Raw genomic sequence first — 14,463 nt, forward strand, 5'->3', positions numbered from 1 at the left:
TTGACGGAGCCCGGCATCAGTTTCTACGAGGCGCGCGGACCGCAAGGCATGCGCCTTTACGCGATCGGCGATGTGCACGGCCGGCTCGATTTGCTGACCGCCATGCACCGGCGGATCGAGGCGGAGCTCAGTCAAAGACCGTCGGCCGATTGGCGCGTGATCCATCTCGGCGACTATGTCGACCGGGGTCCGGACTCCAAAGGCGTCATCGATTTCCTGATCGACGCGCAAAGACGCGATCCGCGTCACCTGATGCTGGCCGGAAATCATGATCTCGGCTTCCTCGATTTTCTCGATGTCCCCGACCCGGACGGCCTGTTCATGCGCTATGGCGGCATCCAGACGGCGCTGTCCTATGGCGTGTCGCTCGGTGGGAGCAGCGCCTGGTTTGGCCGCGCCGATGCGGCATTGCGGCAAGGACACGCCGCGCTGATCGAGGCCGTGCCGCAGAACCATGTCGAGTTCCTGCGCTCGCTGCCCTTTTCAGTAACGTTCGGCGATTTCTTCTTCTGCCATGCCGGCATCCGGCCCGGCATTGCGCTGGAAAGCCAGAGCCGGCAGGACCTGATCTGGATCCGCGAGGTCTTCCACGACCACACCGGTCTTCATCCGAAGATCGTGGTGCACGGTCATACGCCGGTGCCCAAGCCCGAGATCACCGGCAACCGCGTCAATGTCGACACCCTCGCCTGGCAGTCGGGAAACCTCACCGCGCTCGTCGTGGACGGCGCTGACAAGCATATCCTGACAGTGACGGGTGGGCGGGCGTAGGTAAGGCGTGAGGTTATGTGCAGAGGGTCTAGCGAAGCGCGGCGGTGACGCCGTAGCCGTCAACGGCATTGTGGTCGTTGGCCGCGTCGGCGGAATAAATGCCGAGGCCGCACAAGACGATAGCCGACAACATGACAAAGGACAAAAAGGCTGCTTTCACGGACGTCATCTCTTGTTGAGCTTCCTGCATCTATGCACGAGCGGGTTACCAATGCGTTGAAACGCAAAATACGTCGCAAATGTCTGACGGTTTCGCGCTTCTAGGCATGTTCTGTATCGGCGGTGTGTCGCGCGGGTCACAGGAAAGGTTCATCGCGGTTGCACGCAAGATGCAGAGCGGGCGCCTTTTAGGCTGGCGGACAGACACAGGCCAAGGATGAAACGCGTTATCCCCGGCGGATTTGCCGCCGCGTGCCAAATATGCAACGTCGCCAAATACGCTGACTATATGAGCCGTCAGATCGTCGCCACCCAGGCGCGGGCGATGGCCAGGCCGGCGGCATCGGCTTGCGGTCCGTTGCGGGCCATTTCGTCGTCGAGCCGGCCCGCCCATTCAGGATGCCGCTCGGCGATCAGCGGTGCGAAGGAGGTGCTCCAGTCGCGCACCATCGGACTGTCGGCCTCGAAATGGAACTGGAAGCCGTAGACGGCGCGGCCGATGCGGAACGCCTGGTTCTCGGCGACGGCATTGCCGGCCAGCCGCACGGCAGTCTTAGGCAAGACAAAGGTGTCGTCGTGCCATTCGAAGATCGGGAATTTTGCGGGCAAAGCGGCGAGCACCGGATCGGCCTGCGCCGCCGCGGTGAGCGCGACCTCGTGCCAGCCGAACTCCGACGCGCCGCCGATCTGGTTCTCGCCGCCAAAGGCGCGCGCGACCAACTGGCTGCCGAGGCAGATACCAAGCACCGCGCGATCCCTCTCGGCAAAGTCGCGTGTCAGATCGAGCAGACCCGGAAAATAAGGACAGAGCTCGTCCTCCAGCGCATTCTGGGCGCCGCCGAGCACCACCATGGCGTCATGCCCGCCGCTATCTTGCGGCAGCGCGTCGCCGCGGTAGGGACGGCGCAGGTCGATATCGGCGCCCGCCTCGACAAGGGCCGCGCCGATCTGGCCAAGGCCCTCATTGTCGAAGTTCTGGACAACCAAGACCCGCATCGAAACCTGCTGACATGAAATTGATGCAACGAGCGATATCATGGCACCAGCATTGCAGCCAACAGGGAACGCCTATGCCACTGCAAAACCGGGTCGACCCGTTCGGCGCCATCCATGCCGTGCCGGAGCGCGGCCTGTTCATGGGCAATCGCGGCATCATTCACGACCCCGAGACGAGAACGCTGTTGAAGAAGCGCTGGGCGCTGCAAGCCTGGATCATCTGCGTCTGCGAATTCGGCAACGTGCGGCGCGAGCCGATGGGGCGCAACCGGGCTGGCGGCAAGGCCGGCTGGACCGAGCTGTTTTTCCTCGACGAGGTGACGGCACTTGCCGCCGGCCACCGTCCCTGCTTCTTCTGCCGGCGCGAGCGGGCCAAGGATTTTGTCCGGCGTTTCGGCGACGCCTTCGGCATTGCCGAGCCACGCGCGCCGCAACTCGACAAGCGCCTGCACAAGGAGCGCCTGGCCTCGGGCGGACGAGCGACGAGACTGAAACCGGAAGCGCTTGCGGACTTGCCGGACGGCACGATGATCTCGTCAGGAAACAGGGCGTACGCCCTGTTTGATGGCGCCGCGCTGCCCTGGAGTTTCGGCGGTTATGACGAACCGGTCGGGTTCGGCGGTTTTACCGACAGTCCAATCCGCCTGCTCACGCCAGCGACAACTGTTTCGGTGCTGCAGAAAGGCTACGAGCCTGTCTGGCATCCTTCCGCCGAGGCTTGACGCCGAGGGTGACGTTGCCGCATTCCTCGGCGATGCGCGCCAATTACAAGATGCAGCGGCTGTTCGTGCCGGACGGGCTTGGACCGGACATCGAGTTCGACATCGGCCCGCAGCAGAGCCATTATCTCTCGCACGTGCTGCGGCTCGGCGAAGGCGCCGAAATTCTGGTCTTCAACGGCCGCGACGGCGAATGGTCGGCGGCGATCGCGGCAAAATCGAAGAAGGCGTTGCGCCTGAAGTTGCTGGCATTGCAGCGGCCGCAGCCGCCGTTGCCCGATCTCGTCTACTGTTTCGCGCCGCTGAAGCAGGGGCGGCTCGACTACCTCGTGCAAAAGGCGGTCGAGATGGGCGCTGGCATCCTGCAGCCGGTCATCACCCAGCATACGCAGGTGGCAAAGCCCGGCATCGAGCGCCTGCGCGCCAATGTCGTCGAGGCGGCCGAACAATGCGGCATATTGGCGGTGCCGGAGCTGCGCGAAGCGGAAAAATTCGAGCGCCTGCTCAGCAACTGGGACCGTGAGCGGCGGCTGATCTTCTGCGACGAGGATGCATCGACCAACAGTCCCCTGCCGGCATTGCAGGCGGTGCGGGAGAACAAGCTCGGCCTGCTGGTCGGGCCGGAGGGCGGCTTTTCCGACGAGGAGCGCAGGATGCTGAGAGCCCTGCCCTTCGTTACCGCCATTCCGCTTGGGCCGCGCATCCTGCGGGCGGACACGGCGGCCGTAGCGGCACTGGCGCTGATCCAGGCGACAATCGGGGATTGGTGATCAATTCCAGTTACCCTCTGGCTCAGGATTTTTCGCTTGATCGGCTACTGACATTTCGTCCATCTAGCGCCGGCAGTGGCCGCGCGTCCTTTCGGGCGCGCAAAGGACGCTGTAACATATTGATTGGGCACATGATCCTTTCCGAAAATCGAAGCCGGTTTTCGGGGCCATGTGCGGAGGGCTATTATGGCGCGCGATACTACCGATTTCCGGCCGATCGAAGGCGTCGACGAACTCGTCGAGCACCTGGCCGAAGGCAACAAGCCGCGCGACAAATGGCGCATCGGCACCGAGCACGAGAAATTCCCGTTCTATGTTGACGGCAATGCCCCGGTGCCCTACGGCGGCGAGCGCGGCATCCGCGCCATCCTCGAAGGCATGCAGGACAAACTCGGCTGGGACCCGATCATGGATGCCGGCCGCATCATCGGACTGGTCGAGCCGACCGGCCAAGGCGCGATCTCGCTGGAGCCCGGCGGCCAGTTCGAACTGTCCGGCGCGCCGCTGGAGACGATCCACCAGACCTGCCGCGAAGGCAATGCGCATCTGGCGCAGGTGCGCGAGATCGCCGAACCGATGGGCATTCGTTTTCTCGGCCTTGGCGGCAGCCCGAAATGGTCGCTGGCCGAGACGCCGAAGATGCCGAAATCGCGCTACGAGATCATGACCCGCTACATGCCCAAGGTCGGCACCAAAGGTCTCGACATGATGTACCGGACCTGCACGATCCAGGTGAACCTCGACTTCGAAAGCGAAGCCGACATGCGCCGCAAGATGCAAGTGTCGCTGAAATTGCAGCCGCTGTCGACGGCGCTGTTTGCCAACTCGCCCTTCACCGAAAGCCGGCCGAACGGCTTGCAGAGCTGGCGCGGCGAGATCTGGCGCGACACCGACAATCAGCGCTCCGGCCTGCTCGAATTCTGCTTCTCGCCCGATTTCGGCTTTGCCGATTATGTCGAATGGGCGCTCGACGTGCCGATGTATTTCGTCATCCGCGACGGCCAGTACCATGACATGACGCACATCACCTTCCGCCAGTTCATGGCGGGCGCCGCCCGCAACGAACTGCCGGACGGGCTCCCGACGATGGGCGACTGGGCGAACCATCTGTCGACGCTGTTCCCGGACGTGCGGTTGAAGCGCTTTCTCGAAATGCGCGGCGCCGATGGCGGGCCGTGGCGGCGCATCTGCGCGCTGCCGGCCTTCTGGGTCGGGCTGCTCTATGATGCGGCTGCGCTCGACGCGGCCGAGGCGCTGACCTCGAGCTGGAGTTATGACGAGGTGCTGGCGATGCGCAACGCGGTGCCCGAACAGGGCATTTCGGCGCCCTTCCGCAACACGACACTGCGCGAGATAGCCCGCGACGTGCTCGTCATCTCGCGCATGGGACTGAAGAACCGCGGCCGCAAGAACCGCGACGGCTATGACGAGACCTCGTTCCTCAACACGCTGGACGAGGTCGTCGCGCGTGGCACCACCAGCGCCGAAGAGATGCTCTCGGCCTACCACACACGCTGGGGCGGCTCGATCGAGCCGGTGTTCATGGAATACGCGTATTAACGCTTCGCTATCCGCTTGGCCGATGGTCCGGCAAATTCGCTTCAATCAGTGATGGAAACGAATTAGGCTTCTCCAACGAGGATTTTCCCGGAGGAGAAAACAATGCCTTCCTTGTTCGATATTCTGGCACAGGCCCAGAACGGCAACGGCATGCAGGCGCTGGCCCAGCAGTTCGGGCTTTCGCAGCAGCAGACGCAGGCGGCGGTCGCGGCGCTGCTGCCGGCCTTTTCGCAGGGGCTGAAGCGCAACACGGCGGACCCTTATGGGCTCGGCTCCTTCATGACGGCGATGGCCAGCGGCCAGCACGCCAAATATTTCGAGGATGCAAGCCGGGCCTTCTCGCCGCAGGGCCTCGATGAAGGCAAGGGCATTCTCGGCCATTTGTTCGGCTCGAAGGACCTGTCGCGGGCCGTCGCCAGCCAGGCCGCGCAGGCGAGCGGCGTCAGCCAGCAGGTCCTGCAGCAGATGCTGCCGGCAATCGCCTCGATGATGATGGGCGGGCTATTCAAGCAGACCACCGACCAGCTAGGCGGGCAGATGCATGCGGCAGGCGGTGGCGGCAATCCGCTTGGCGAGCTCATCGAGCAGATGATGCGGCAGGCTGGCGGCGGCAGCCAGGCACCGACCCCTCAGCCTGCAGGCCCCACGGATAACCCGCTCGGCAAGGTGCTGCAGGATATGTTCGGCGGGCAGCAGCCGCAACAGACGCAGAGCCCTTACGGCGACAACCCGCTGGGCAAGGTGTTGCAGGACATGTTCGGCGGCGGGCAGCAGCCACAAAGCCAGCCGCAGCAGACACAGAACCCTTATGGTGACAATCCGCTCGGCAAGGTGCTGCAGGATATGTTCGGCGGCGGTGCACCACAGCCACAGCAGCCGCAGAACCAACCCCAGCAGACACAGAACCCTTATGGTGACAATCCGCTCGGCAAGGTGCTGCAGGACATGTTCGGCGGTGGCGCACAACAGTCTCAGCCGCGTCAGGCGCCGCAGCAACCCCAGGCGCCGCAGCCGCAGGCCAATCCGAGCGGCAGGCCGAGAAATCCGTTTGACGACCTGTTCGGCAAGATGTTCGAGACAGGCGCCCAGCAGCGCGACGACTACCAGAAAGGCATGGAGTCGATCTTCGACCAGTTCAAGCAGGGCATGGGCCGGCGGTAGACCAGACACCGGCAATCAATCATCAGTGCCGCCCAAAAAAGAAAGCCCGGTCCTGGGAGGACCGGGCAGCGCGCAGGCTGGCCGGGGGGATCCGGCAGGGAGTGGGGAGCCTGCGTAACTTAGTGGCGTCGTGCCTCAAAAAGGTTCAACGCGCCCGAACGGCGAAACCACGCGATCACACCACCTTGCGGGCAATATCCTCGATCGTTTCGGCGCGCTCGACCGCGATGACGCGAAGCCTTTCTGTCGGATCGCGGCCAAAGGGTACACCGACAGCGACGTGCAGGTCGGCGCGGGTCAGGCCGATGTCGGCGAGCTCGGCATCCGACATCTCGCCGAGGCGATAAAAGGCGCGGCGGTTTCTCCAGGCGCGGTAAACATTGGCAGCGGCATTGGCCACGCGCGTCGCAACGGCCGGACGCGAGGTGATGCGCGAGGTCTCGGTAGCGAAATCAAACGTAGCCATGTCGGTCTCCTTCACATTCGAACGGGCGAAACCGGTCGATCGGGCGCTGGCGACAGCGGCCGTTCCGGCTTCGATTCACATGCCTTCATGTGGACAATCGGAATTTGCCATGGCCCGATTGATTAATCCAACGAATGTTTCTAATCTTTAGCATCAGCATCAATGATGGATTAGGCCAATGAAAGCGCCGCTCGATCTCGATCAGTTGCAGACCTTCATCTCGATTGTCGACACCGGCAGCTTTACCCGCGCGGCGGAAGCGGTGCATCGCACCCAGTCTGCGGTGTCGATGCAGATGCGGCGGCTGGAGGAACGGATCGGCAAGCCGCTGTTCGAAAAAGACGGCCGCACCAACAGGCTGACCGAGGAAGGCGACAGACTGCTCTCCTACGCAAGGCGGCTGCTCTATCTCAACAAGGAAACACTGGCCGCCTTCGACGACCGCCGGCTCGAAGGCACCATCCGCATCGGCACGCCGGACGATTATGCCGATCGCTTCCTGCCAGAGATCATGGCGCGGTTTGCCCGTTCCAACCCGCATGTCGAACTGACCGTTATCTGCGAACCGACGCCGGGACTGGTCGAACACATCAAGCGCGGCAATCTCGACCTGGCGCTGGTGACGCACAACGACGCGCGCGGCCAGTCGGAAGTGGTGCGGCGCGAACCGCTGCTGTGGGTTACCTCGGCCAACCATGCGACGCATGAGCAGCCGATCCTGCCGATGGCCTTCGGCCGGCCGAACTGCATCTGGCGGCGGGCCGCCGCCGACGTGCTCGATCAGCAGAGCCGCGACTATCGCATCCTGTTCACCAGCTTCTCTGCCACCGTCATCGCCGCCGCGGTGCTTTCCGGTCTGGCGATCTCGGTGCTGCCGGAATGCGCGCTGCGGCCCGGCATGCGGGTGCTGGGCGAGGCCGACGGTTTCGGCGCCCTGCCCGATTGCCGCATCGGTATCATGCGCGGTCAGACCTCGCGGCCGGAGATCGTCGACGCGCTTGCGCGCCACATTTCGGAGAGCCTCGACAATATTTCCGTGCCACTCGGCGAGGAGACCGGCACGTTCGATTTCGCCGCCCTCGCCTTCGCCAAGATGAAGCGGACCAAGCCGAACCAGATCCTGCCGGGCTGGTGATCGCGCGTTTGGGGCGGACATCGAACACGGCCGCCTTGACGCCGGCCAGCAATCGTCCCCCAATCGGCCGATGAGCGACGCAGCATCCGAATCACGCACCAACGCCACCGAATATACGGTGAGCGAGATTTCCGGCGCGCTGAAGCGTACGGTCGAGGACGTCTTCGGCAATGTACGGGTGCGCGGCGAGATTTCCGGCTATCGCGGACCGCATTCCTCCGGCCATGCCTATTTCTGCCTGAAGGACGATCGCGCGCGGCTCGACGCCGTGGTGTGGAAGACCACGATGAGCCGGCTGAAATTCCGTCCAGAGGAAGGCATGGAGGTGATCGCCACCGGCCGGCTCACCACCTATCCCGGAAAGTCGAACTACCAGATCGTTATCGACAATCTCGAGCCGGCCGGTGCCGGTGCGCTGATGGCGCTGCTGGACGAGCGCAAGCGCCGGCTGCAGGCCGAAGGCCTGTTCGACGCGGCGCGCAAGCGCAGGCTGCCGTTCATGCCGTGCGTCATCGGCGTCGTCACCTCGCCGACAGGCGCCGTCATCCGCGACATCATCCACCGCATCAAGGACCGGTTTCCGCTGCACGTGCTGGTCTGGCCGGTGCGGGTGCAGGGCGAGACGGCGGGTGCGGAAGTGACCGCTGCCGTCAACGGCTTCAACGCACTGCCATGGGACGGCGCCATCGCGCGGCCCGATCTGTTGATCGTGGCGCGCGGCGGCGGCAGCCTGGAGGATCTGTGGGGCTTCAACGACGAAGCGCTTGCCCGGGCCGTCGCCGCTTCGGGCATTCCGGTGATTTCCGCGGTCGGCCACGAGACCGACTGGACATTGATCGATCTGGCGGCGGATGTGCGGGCGCCGACGCCGACAGGCGCCGCCGAGATCGCCGTGCCGGTCAAGGTCGACCTCGAAGCGACGCTTGCCGGCCTTGGCGCGCGGTTGAAGACCGCACTGTCGCGCAATTTCGAACGCAAGCGGCAGGCGGCACGCGCGGCCGCCCGTGCGCTGCCCTCGCCCGACCAGTTGCTGGCGCTGCCGCGGCGGCGCTTCGACGAGGCGACGAGCCGGCTCGGCCGGGCGCTGTCGGTCAGCGTCGAGCGCAAGCGAGCCAGGCTTCTGGGGCAGCGGCTGACGCCGGCGACTTTGTCGCGGCGCATGAACGAAGCCCGCACTCTGACCCGCCGCGACCTCGCCCGTGCGCAAGCGGCTTTCTTCGCCATCGTGCGCGAGCGTCGGGCGCGGTTTTCGCGCACGGCGACCAGACTGTCACCGGCGCCGATCGCAAGACGGCAGAAACTGCAAGGCGATGCCCTGCTGGCACTGACGCGGCGGCAGGACCAGGCGATTTCGCGGCGGCTGGACCGTCTGCGTGGAAAACTGACGCAGGCCGACCGGCTGCTGGCGACGCTCTCGCACAAGGCCGTGCTGGCGCGAGGCTTCGCGCTGGTCAAGGATGCGGACGGCGCGGTGGTCAAGCACGCGGCAGAAGTTGTGTCGGGGATGGCGCTTTCGCTGGAGTTCGCCGACGGCACCGCCGATGCAGTCGCCATCAGTGGCACGGCGCGGCCGAAGACGGTTGCCAAGCCCGCGGCCAAGCTCAAGGCGCCGGGCGGCCAAGGTTCGCTTTTCTGAGGAAAAAATGACCGACCCGCATCTTGCGACGCCCTCGGGCAAACTGCGCGCCCGCGCCTTCGCGATCCCATTCGATGGCACGCCAGGCCGCTTCAATGCCATCACCGATGTGCCCGGCGTGACGGTCGGCTATACCACGCTGATCTCAGGGGATGGGCCGCTCGTCGTCGGCAAGGGTCCGGTACGCACCGGCGTGACCGCGATCCTGCCACGGCCCAGAGACGAGTTGGCCGTCCCGGCGTTTGCCGGGATGTTCAGCGCCAATGGCAATGGCGAACTGACCGGCTCGCATCTGATAGAGGAGCTCGGAGCGTTCAATCTTCCCATCACCATCACCAACACGCATTCCTGCGGCGTCAGCCGCGACGCAACGCTGCGCTGGATGCAGACGGTGCTGCCGCAATCGCTCGACAGCGCCTGGGCGCTGCCGGTGGCGGGCGAGACTTACGACGGCTTCCTGAACGATATCAACGGCCACCATGTGAGCTTCGAGCACGTGTTTTCCGCGCTCGAAACGGCTGATAGCGGGCCGATCGAAGAGGGCAGCGTCGGCGGCGGCACAGGCATGATCACCTTCGGCTTCAAGGCAGGGTCCGGCACATCCTCGCGCAGCGTCGACTGGAATGGAAAGCGTTTAACGATCGGCTGCTTCGTCCAGTCGAATTTCGGTGCACGGCGAAACCTCGTGATCCGTGGCATCAGAGCCGGAGCGGAACTCGCCGATCCGGCGGCCCGGGACAACACGCCGCGAGCGGAGAAGAGCTCGATCATCGCGATCGTCGCCACCGATGCGCCATTCATGCCGCATCAGTTGAAACGGCTGGCGAAACGCGTGCCGCTCGGCGTGGCGCTAACCGGCGGCTATGGATACAATTCGTCCGGCGATATCTTTCTGGCCTTCAGCACGGCCAATCCCGACGCGGCGCGCGGCGCGGCCGGCAAGCTGGTCAGCGCCGGCTACATACCGGATGCCGATATCAACCCGTTCTTCGACGCCGTCGTTCAGAGCGTGGAGGAAGCAATCCTCAACGCGCTGGTCGCCAATGAAGACATGACCGGGCGCGACGGCAATTTCGTGCCGGCATTGCCGAAAGAGTGGCTCGAGGAGAGATTTGGCAAGGCTGCGCGGCGATAGGACCGCGCAACTGCATCAGACAGGCAATGTTCGCCCGGCAGGTTTTGCCGGAGGCGATCCGTCAGCCGGCAGGCTTGTTGGAATTCCGCTCGTCCTGATCGGCCTCGGCCGCCTCTTCGAGCCTCGAAGCAATGAGCTCCTGAATGTCGCCGACCTCTTCCTGGATATCCTCCAGGGGTATGCCGGCTTCGGCAGCCTTGGCCGCACATTCCCTGGCGAGGGTCTCGGCCTGCTTCTCGATTCTGGCTGGCGAGGGCTGGCAGTGGACTTTTTCGCCGATCCACCCGCGCAAGAACTCGATCGCGTGTTCACTCATACTGCTGTTTCCCTAGCGGCTATGCCGGTTGGTAATCATAAACGTCGGCATCTTCGAAAAGATGCGTGCTGCCATTCGAGCCGAGTCGGCTTCGCCCGGCAAGCCGAACTTGTCCGAGGTCCACAGAGCTGAAGGGAATGGAGGGTTCAAGGAGCACGTTCTAGTTCTTGAGGACTGATTCTCTCGACGAAACTCGTTCGACCCGCGCTATTGTTTCTATTTGCTTTTTTTCGATTTTCAAGCCGTTTTAGATCACAATAGATGTCGCAATGACTAGCACATTTACCGCGCTCTCGCCGGCACCATGTAAGAGGCGAGCCGTCAAAGCCGCCGCTATATAGTGACAACCATTTGCAATGTCGACTCTGCTCGCGGTCCTGCTTCTTTCCGCCGCGCTTGCTGGGAGATATGTGGTGTGACGGGTCTTGCAGTGCAAGCTGCCGAGCGCCTCATGCAAGGCATGCAATAGCGTCTTGTGGAAACCCTGAAGTGCTTGTCTAGGGCGGCTCTCTACCGCTGGCGGTAAAGGATCATGCCGGCATGATAGAGGACGCCTTCGACGAACTCACCATCCGCGGTGAAGCCCGTATCGTCCCAGTATTCTATGTGGTTGCCGTGCACTTCATAGCGTCCCCGGTAGGCGCTCTCGCGGTCACCGCGCGCTTCGTCATAACGGCCGTTCGGCAGGAGTTCGTGCCTGATATAGCGATCCTCGGTGACCCACATTCCGACATAGGGATGATCTTGGCGCGTCATTCGTTCCTCCGCAAGGATTGGAGTTGCAGGAAGGGTCAGGCCGGTTGGAGCTACAGCAACGGCAATACGCGTAAGCACTGCGGCCAAAGTGGATCGCATCAATGCGCCGCCTTCGTCGGACGCACGACGATCTCGTTGACGTCGACATCGTCGGGCTGTTCGATTGCGTAGCGCACTGCCCTGGCGATGGCATCGGGTTGCAGGGCAATAGCACGCCAGGTTTTCATGGCGGCGGCAGCGGCTTCGTCGGAGATCGTGTTCGCCAGCTCGCTTTCCACCACGCCAGGATGAATGCAGGTTACGCGGATATCGTCACTCTCCTGGCGGAGCCCATCGGAAATCGCGCGGACAGCGTATTTCGTTGCGCAATAGACGGCGGCCGTGGGCGAGACGGCCAGTGCGCCGATGGAACCGACATTGATGATGTGACCGGAGCCGCGTGCCGTCATCTCGGGCAGAACCGCCGCGACGCCGTACAGAACACCCTTGATGTTGACGTCCACCATCAGCTCCCACTCGTCGACCTTCATGGCTGCCATGGCTGACAGCGGCATGACGCCAGCATTGTTGACGATGACATCGACCTGGCCCCATTCGGCCCGGGCTGCGTCGGCGAATGCTGCGACATCCGCCCTCCTGGTGACGTCGAGCGCTCGCACGCGAACCGTTCCACCAGCTGCCTCGATTTCGGCCGCAAGCGCTTCAAGGCGGTCGGTGCGGCGTGCGCCGAGCATCAGCTTCGCACCTGCCGCGCCAAGCTCGCGGGCAATGCCAGCGCCGATGCCGCTGGAGGCACCGGTGATCAGAACAACTCTGTTCATGGTCATCGAGATGATCCTTTTGGTCTGTGATTATTTTCACGATGTGAAGGGATTGGGTGCGGGTGAGCTCCCGCGGCGCGCCGGCCCTATTGGGGGGCTCACTGGGCGGTGTAGCCGCCATCGACCAGAAGCAAGGCCCCGGTGATGAAGCTGGATGCCGGCGAGGCAAGAAAGGCGATGGCCTCGGCAACTTCTTGCGGCTGGCCGATCCGGCCGATTGGATGCGCGCCGCCGAAGCTGCGCAGCATCTCCCGGCCATTCTCCACCACGCCTTCCATGATGTCGGTTTCGATCACGCCAGGGGCAACGGCGTTGCAGCGAATGCCCGTGCGCCCGTATTCGATCGCGATCACCTTGGTCAGCTGTGCGACAGCCGCCTTGGAGGAGGCATAGGCCGCCTGCGTCTCGAAGGCCGCGACGGCCGAGATCGACGAGACATTGACGATCGCGCCGCTACCGCCGGCGGCCATCAATTCCACTGCGGCACGGGCAGTGACGAAGCTGCCGCGCGCGTTGATCTGCAGGATGCGGTCATAGTCGTCGACCGAGGTCTCAGTCAGTCGTTTGTTGAGCGTGCGACCGGCATTGTTCACGACAATGTCCAGTCGTCCGAAGCGCTTCGCGGCGAGTTCGACCGAGCGTCTGGCCAGATCCTCGTCGGCGACATCGCCGACCAGGGTCGCCACATCCTCGGCTTCCAATTCGCGTACGCTGTCGCTGAGATCGCTTGCCACGATCCGGGCGCCCCGCGCCCGCAGCAGTTCCGCCGTGCAGCGGCCGATGCCGCGTGCCGCGCCGGTCACGAGGGCGACTTTTCCATCCAGGTCCCAGGGGGAAGGAAGTGATGTCATGGGGGTATCTCCTTGGTCAGCCGGCATCGACTTGGATCGGGGGATCAAGCCTTTCTTGCCGTTGCGACAGAGATAGAGCCATGGCATTGTCGCGATAACCCGCCCGCCGTTAACCTAGATGGTAAGTTTGACTAACCAATGGACATCGATCTCAATGCGATTGCCGTCTTCGTCACCGTGGCCGAGGAACGCAATTTTCGCGCTGCGGCAGACCGTCTGGGCGTGACGCGCTCAGCGGTCAGCCAGAGCATCCTCAGGCTTGAACAGCGCCTTGGCATCGCATTGCTGCAGCGCACGACACGCAGCGTCAACCTGACCGAAGCGGGCGAACGCCTGCTGGCGAGCGTCGCACCGGCGATCGCCGACGTGAACGCGGCAATCGAAGCCACCACGGAGTTTCTGGACCGCCCGCGCGGCCGCCTACGGATCGCGGTTTCGTCTATCGCAGAGGCCTTTCTGTCAGGACCGCTGCTGGCGTCCTTTGCAGAAAGGTTTCCCGAGGTGCATCTGGATATTGTGGTCACCGACGAGGAATTCGACATCGTTGCCGAAGGCTATGATGCGGGAGTGAGGCTCGGCGAAGTGATCGAGCAGGACATGATTGCCGTGCCGGTATCGGGCGATCAGCGGCAGATGGCCGTCTGCGCCCCGCGCTATCTCGAGAAGTTCGGAGCACCCGCCCATCCGCGCGAGCTTGTGGCACATCGATGTATCGGCTGGCGGCCGGCGCCGGGAGTTTCGCCCTATCGGTGGGAGTTCGGCGAGGACGGGCGCGAGTTCGACGTGGCGGTTGCGCCCGAGATCACTACCAACGACATGTGGCTGATGATCCGACTGGCCGTTGCAGGCGCCGGAATCACGTTCGGCATGGCCGATACATTCCGCCCCTGGCTCGACCGCGGCGAGCTCGTGCCAATCCTCGACGGCTATTTTCCGCCGTTTGCGGGTTTCTATCTTTATTTCCCCAGCAGACGGAATATCGCGCCGAAGCTGAGGGGCCTCGTGGACCACCTGCGCGCCACGCGCCAGGCGCGGGATCGCAGGTAACCGCAACCGGATCGTAGAGATCGCTTGCGCTATTGGTCAGAAGCCTGGCTGAAAGCTGAATGGTACCGTTGGCTGGGATCGAACCAGCGACCTCCGGATCCACAATCCGGCGCTCTAACCATCTGAGCTACAACGGCACGTTTGCCTGAGCGGGATCGAGATGA

At 63.7% G+C, this 14,463-nt stretch carries 16 protein-coding genes and 1 tRNA gene; 9 read left to right on the top strand and 8 right to left on the bottom strand.

Going from position 1 to position 14,463, the window contains the following annotated elements:
• The gene (locus tag NKJ73_RS26325) at positions 1–771 is read left to right on the top strand and encodes a metallophosphoesterase family protein (RefSeq protein WP_352571658.1); all 771 of its coding nucleotides are present in this window, start codon (positions 1–3) and stop codon (positions 769–771) included.
• Positions 772–799: 28 nt separating this feature from the next.
• Here NKJ73_RS26325 and NKJ73_RS26330 read toward each other — a convergent pair whose 3' ends face one another.
• Together NKJ73_RS26330 and NKJ73_RS26335 are read right to left on the bottom strand one after the other, a co-directional pair.
• A complete protein-coding gene (locus NKJ73_RS26330) occupies positions 800–940 on the bottom strand; it encodes a hypothetical protein (protein WP_292664785.1) in 141 nt (46 codons plus the stop codon).
• 287 nt (positions 941–1,227) lie between these two features.
• Positions 1,228–1,926 (bottom strand): type 1 glutamine amidotransferase, encoded by a 699-nt coding sequence (locus NKJ73_RS26335; protein ID WP_352571610.1) that lies wholly within the window; start codon positions 1,924–1,926, stop codon positions 1,228–1,230.
• Positions 1,927–2,000: 74 nt separating this feature from the next.
• Between NKJ73_RS26335 and NKJ73_RS26340 the strand changes: the two genes are divergently transcribed.
• From NKJ73_RS26340 to NKJ73_RS26355, 4 genes are all read left to right on the top strand, one after another.
• On the top strand, positions 2,001–2,648 hold the full coding sequence (locus NKJ73_RS26340) for a hypothetical protein (RefSeq protein WP_352571611.1): 648 nt from the start codon (positions 2,001–2,003) through the stop codon (positions 2,646–2,648).
• Between the two features lie 32 nt (positions 2,649–2,680).
• A complete protein-coding gene (locus NKJ73_RS26345) occupies positions 2,681–3,415 on the top strand; it encodes a 16S rRNA (uracil(1498)-N(3))-methyltransferase (protein ID WP_023680465.1) in 735 nt (244 codons plus the stop codon).
• Positions 3,416–3,601: 186 nt separating this feature from the next.
• Positions 3,602–4,975, top strand: a complete 1,374-nt coding sequence (locus NKJ73_RS26350) for a glutamate--cysteine ligase (RefSeq protein ID WP_023680466.1) — start codon at positions 3,602–3,604, stop codon at positions 4,973–4,975.
• Positions 4,976–5,077: 102 nt separating this feature from the next.
• Positions 5,078–6,136, top strand: coding sequence for a DUF937 domain-containing protein (locus tag NKJ73_RS26355; protein WP_352571612.1), 1,059 nt, complete (start codon positions 5,078–5,080; stop codon positions 6,134–6,136).
• 175 nt (positions 6,137–6,311) lie between these two features.
• Here NKJ73_RS26355 and NKJ73_RS26360 read toward each other — a convergent pair whose 3' ends face one another.
• Positions 6,312–6,602: a DUF1127 domain-containing protein gene (locus tag NKJ73_RS26360; RefSeq protein WP_352571613.1), complete on the bottom strand. Its 291-nt coding sequence runs from the start codon at positions 6,600–6,602 to the stop codon at positions 6,312–6,314.
• A gap of 178 nt (positions 6,603–6,780) precedes the next feature.
• Between NKJ73_RS26360 and NKJ73_RS26365 the strand changes: the two genes are divergently transcribed.
• The 3 genes from NKJ73_RS26365 to NKJ73_RS26375 all read left to right on the top strand — a co-directional run bounded on the left by NKJ73_RS26365 (position 6,781) and on the right by NKJ73_RS26375 (position 10,508).
• Entirely contained in the window at positions 6,781–7,737 is a 957-nt protein-coding gene (locus tag NKJ73_RS26365) for a LysR substrate-binding domain-containing protein (RefSeq protein ID WP_023680469.1), read from the top strand.
• Positions 7,738–7,807: 70 nt separating this feature from the next.
• A complete protein-coding gene (xseA, locus tag NKJ73_RS26370; RefSeq protein ID WP_352457093.1) occupies positions 7,808–9,373 on the top strand; it encodes an exodeoxyribonuclease VII large subunit in 1,566 nt (521 codons plus the stop codon).
• Between the two features lie 7 nt (positions 9,374–9,380).
• Positions 9,381–10,508, top strand: coding sequence for a DmpA family aminopeptidase (locus NKJ73_RS26375; RefSeq protein WP_352571614.1), 1,128 nt, complete (start codon positions 9,381–9,383; stop codon positions 10,506–10,508).
• 61 nt (positions 10,509–10,569) lie between these two features.
• Here the strand turns inward: NKJ73_RS26375 and NKJ73_RS26380 are convergent, their stop codons facing one another.
• The 4 genes from NKJ73_RS26380 to NKJ73_RS26395 all read right to left on the bottom strand — a co-directional run bounded on the left by NKJ73_RS26380 (position 10,570) and on the right by NKJ73_RS26395 (position 13,252).
• Positions 10,570–10,824 (bottom strand): DUF768 domain-containing protein, encoded by a 255-nt coding sequence (locus tag NKJ73_RS26380; RefSeq protein WP_023677464.1) that lies wholly within the window; start codon positions 10,822–10,824, stop codon positions 10,570–10,572.
• A 510-nt stretch (positions 10,825–11,334) separates the two neighbouring features.
• Entirely contained in the window at positions 11,335–11,679 is a 345-nt protein-coding gene (locus NKJ73_RS26385; protein ID WP_352571615.1) for an Atu4866 domain-containing protein, read from the bottom strand.
• Entirely contained in the window at positions 11,679–12,407 is a 729-nt protein-coding gene (locus tag NKJ73_RS26390) for an SDR family oxidoreductase (RefSeq protein ID WP_352571616.1), read from the bottom strand. Before NKJ73_RS26390 ends, NKJ73_RS26385 begins: the two co-directional genes overlap by 1 nt.
• Before the next feature lie 92 nt (positions 12,408–12,499).
• Positions 12,500–13,252: an SDR family NAD(P)-dependent oxidoreductase gene (locus tag NKJ73_RS26395; RefSeq protein ID WP_352571617.1), complete on the bottom strand. Its 753-nt coding sequence runs from the start codon at positions 13,250–13,252 to the stop codon at positions 12,500–12,502.
• A gap of 138 nt (positions 13,253–13,390) precedes the next feature.
• Here NKJ73_RS26395 and NKJ73_RS26400 point away from each other — a divergent pair, with 138 nt between their 5' ends.
• Positions 13,391–14,299 (top strand): LysR family transcriptional regulator, encoded by a 909-nt coding sequence (locus NKJ73_RS26400; RefSeq protein WP_352571618.1) that lies wholly within the window; start codon positions 13,391–13,393, stop codon positions 14,297–14,299.
• A gap of 60 nt (positions 14,300–14,359) precedes the next feature.
• Here NKJ73_RS26400 and NKJ73_RS26405 read toward each other — a convergent pair.
• Positions 14,360–14,436: transfer RNA gene (locus NKJ73_RS26405), tRNA-His, on the bottom strand.
• Between the last annotated feature and the right edge of the window lie 27 nt (positions 14,437–14,463).

The organism is Mesorhizobium sp. M0074 (assembly GCF_040322975.1).
Taxonomy (GTDB): Bacteria; Pseudomonadota; Alphaproteobacteria; order Rhizobiales; family Rhizobiaceae; genus Mesorhizobium.

What these genes read in the sequence shown, in the direction of transcription:
- NKJ73_RS26340 (WP_352571611.1), top strand. Translation starts at nt 2,001, where the DNA reads ATGCCACTGCAAAACCGGGTCGACCCGTTCGGCGCCATCCATGCCGTG.
- NKJ73_RS26375 (WP_352571614.1), top strand. Translation starts at nt 9,381, where the DNA reads ATGACCGACCCGCATCTTGCGACGCCCTCGGGCAAACTGCGCGCCCGC.
- NKJ73_RS26355 (WP_352571612.1), top strand. Translation starts at nt 5,078, where the DNA reads ATGCCTTCCTTGTTCGATATTCTGGCACAGGCCCAGAACGGCAACGGC.
- NKJ73_RS26345 (WP_023680465.1), top strand. Translation starts at nt 2,681, where the DNA reads ATGCGCGCCAATTACAAGATGCAGCGGCTGTTCGTGCCGGACGGGCTT.
- xseA (WP_352457093.1), top strand. Translation starts at nt 7,808, where the DNA reads ATGAGCGACGCAGCATCCGAATCACGCACCAACGCCACCGAATATACG.
- NKJ73_RS26365 (WP_023680469.1), top strand. Translation starts at nt 6,781, where the DNA reads ATGAAAGCGCCGCTCGATCTCGATCAGTTGCAGACCTTCATCTCGATT.
- NKJ73_RS26385 (WP_352571615.1), bottom strand. Translation starts at nt 11,679, where the DNA reads ATGCGATCCACTTTGGCCGCAGTGCTTACGCGTATTGCCGTTGCTGTA.
- NKJ73_RS26350 (WP_023680466.1), top strand. Translation starts at nt 3,602, where the DNA reads ATGGCGCGCGATACTACCGATTTCCGGCCGATCGAAGGCGTCGACGAA.
- NKJ73_RS26390 (WP_352571616.1), bottom strand. Translation starts at nt 12,407, where the DNA reads ATGACCATGAACAGAGTTGTTCTGATCACCGGTGCCTCCAGCGGCATC.
- NKJ73_RS26380 (WP_023677464.1), bottom strand. Translation starts at nt 10,824, where the DNA reads ATGAGTGAACACGCGATCGAGTTCTTGCGCGGGTGGATCGGCGAAAAA.
- NKJ73_RS26360 (WP_352571613.1), bottom strand. Translation starts at nt 6,602, where the DNA reads ATGGCTACGTTTGATTTCGCTACCGAGACCTCGCGCATCACCTCGCGT.
- NKJ73_RS26335 (WP_352571610.1), bottom strand. Translation starts at nt 1,926, where the DNA reads ATGCGGGTCTTGGTTGTCCAGAACTTCGACAATGAGGGCCTTGGCCAG.
- NKJ73_RS26395 (WP_352571617.1), bottom strand. Translation starts at nt 13,252, where the DNA reads ATGACATCACTTCCTTCCCCCTGGGACCTGGATGGAAAAGTCGCCCTC.
- NKJ73_RS26330 (WP_292664785.1), bottom strand. Translation starts at nt 940, where the DNA reads ATGACGTCCGTGAAAGCAGCCTTTTTGTCCTTTGTCATGTTGTCGGCT.
- NKJ73_RS26400 (WP_352571618.1), top strand. Translation starts at nt 13,391, where the DNA reads ATGGACATCGATCTCAATGCGATTGCCGTCTTCGTCACCGTGGCCGAG.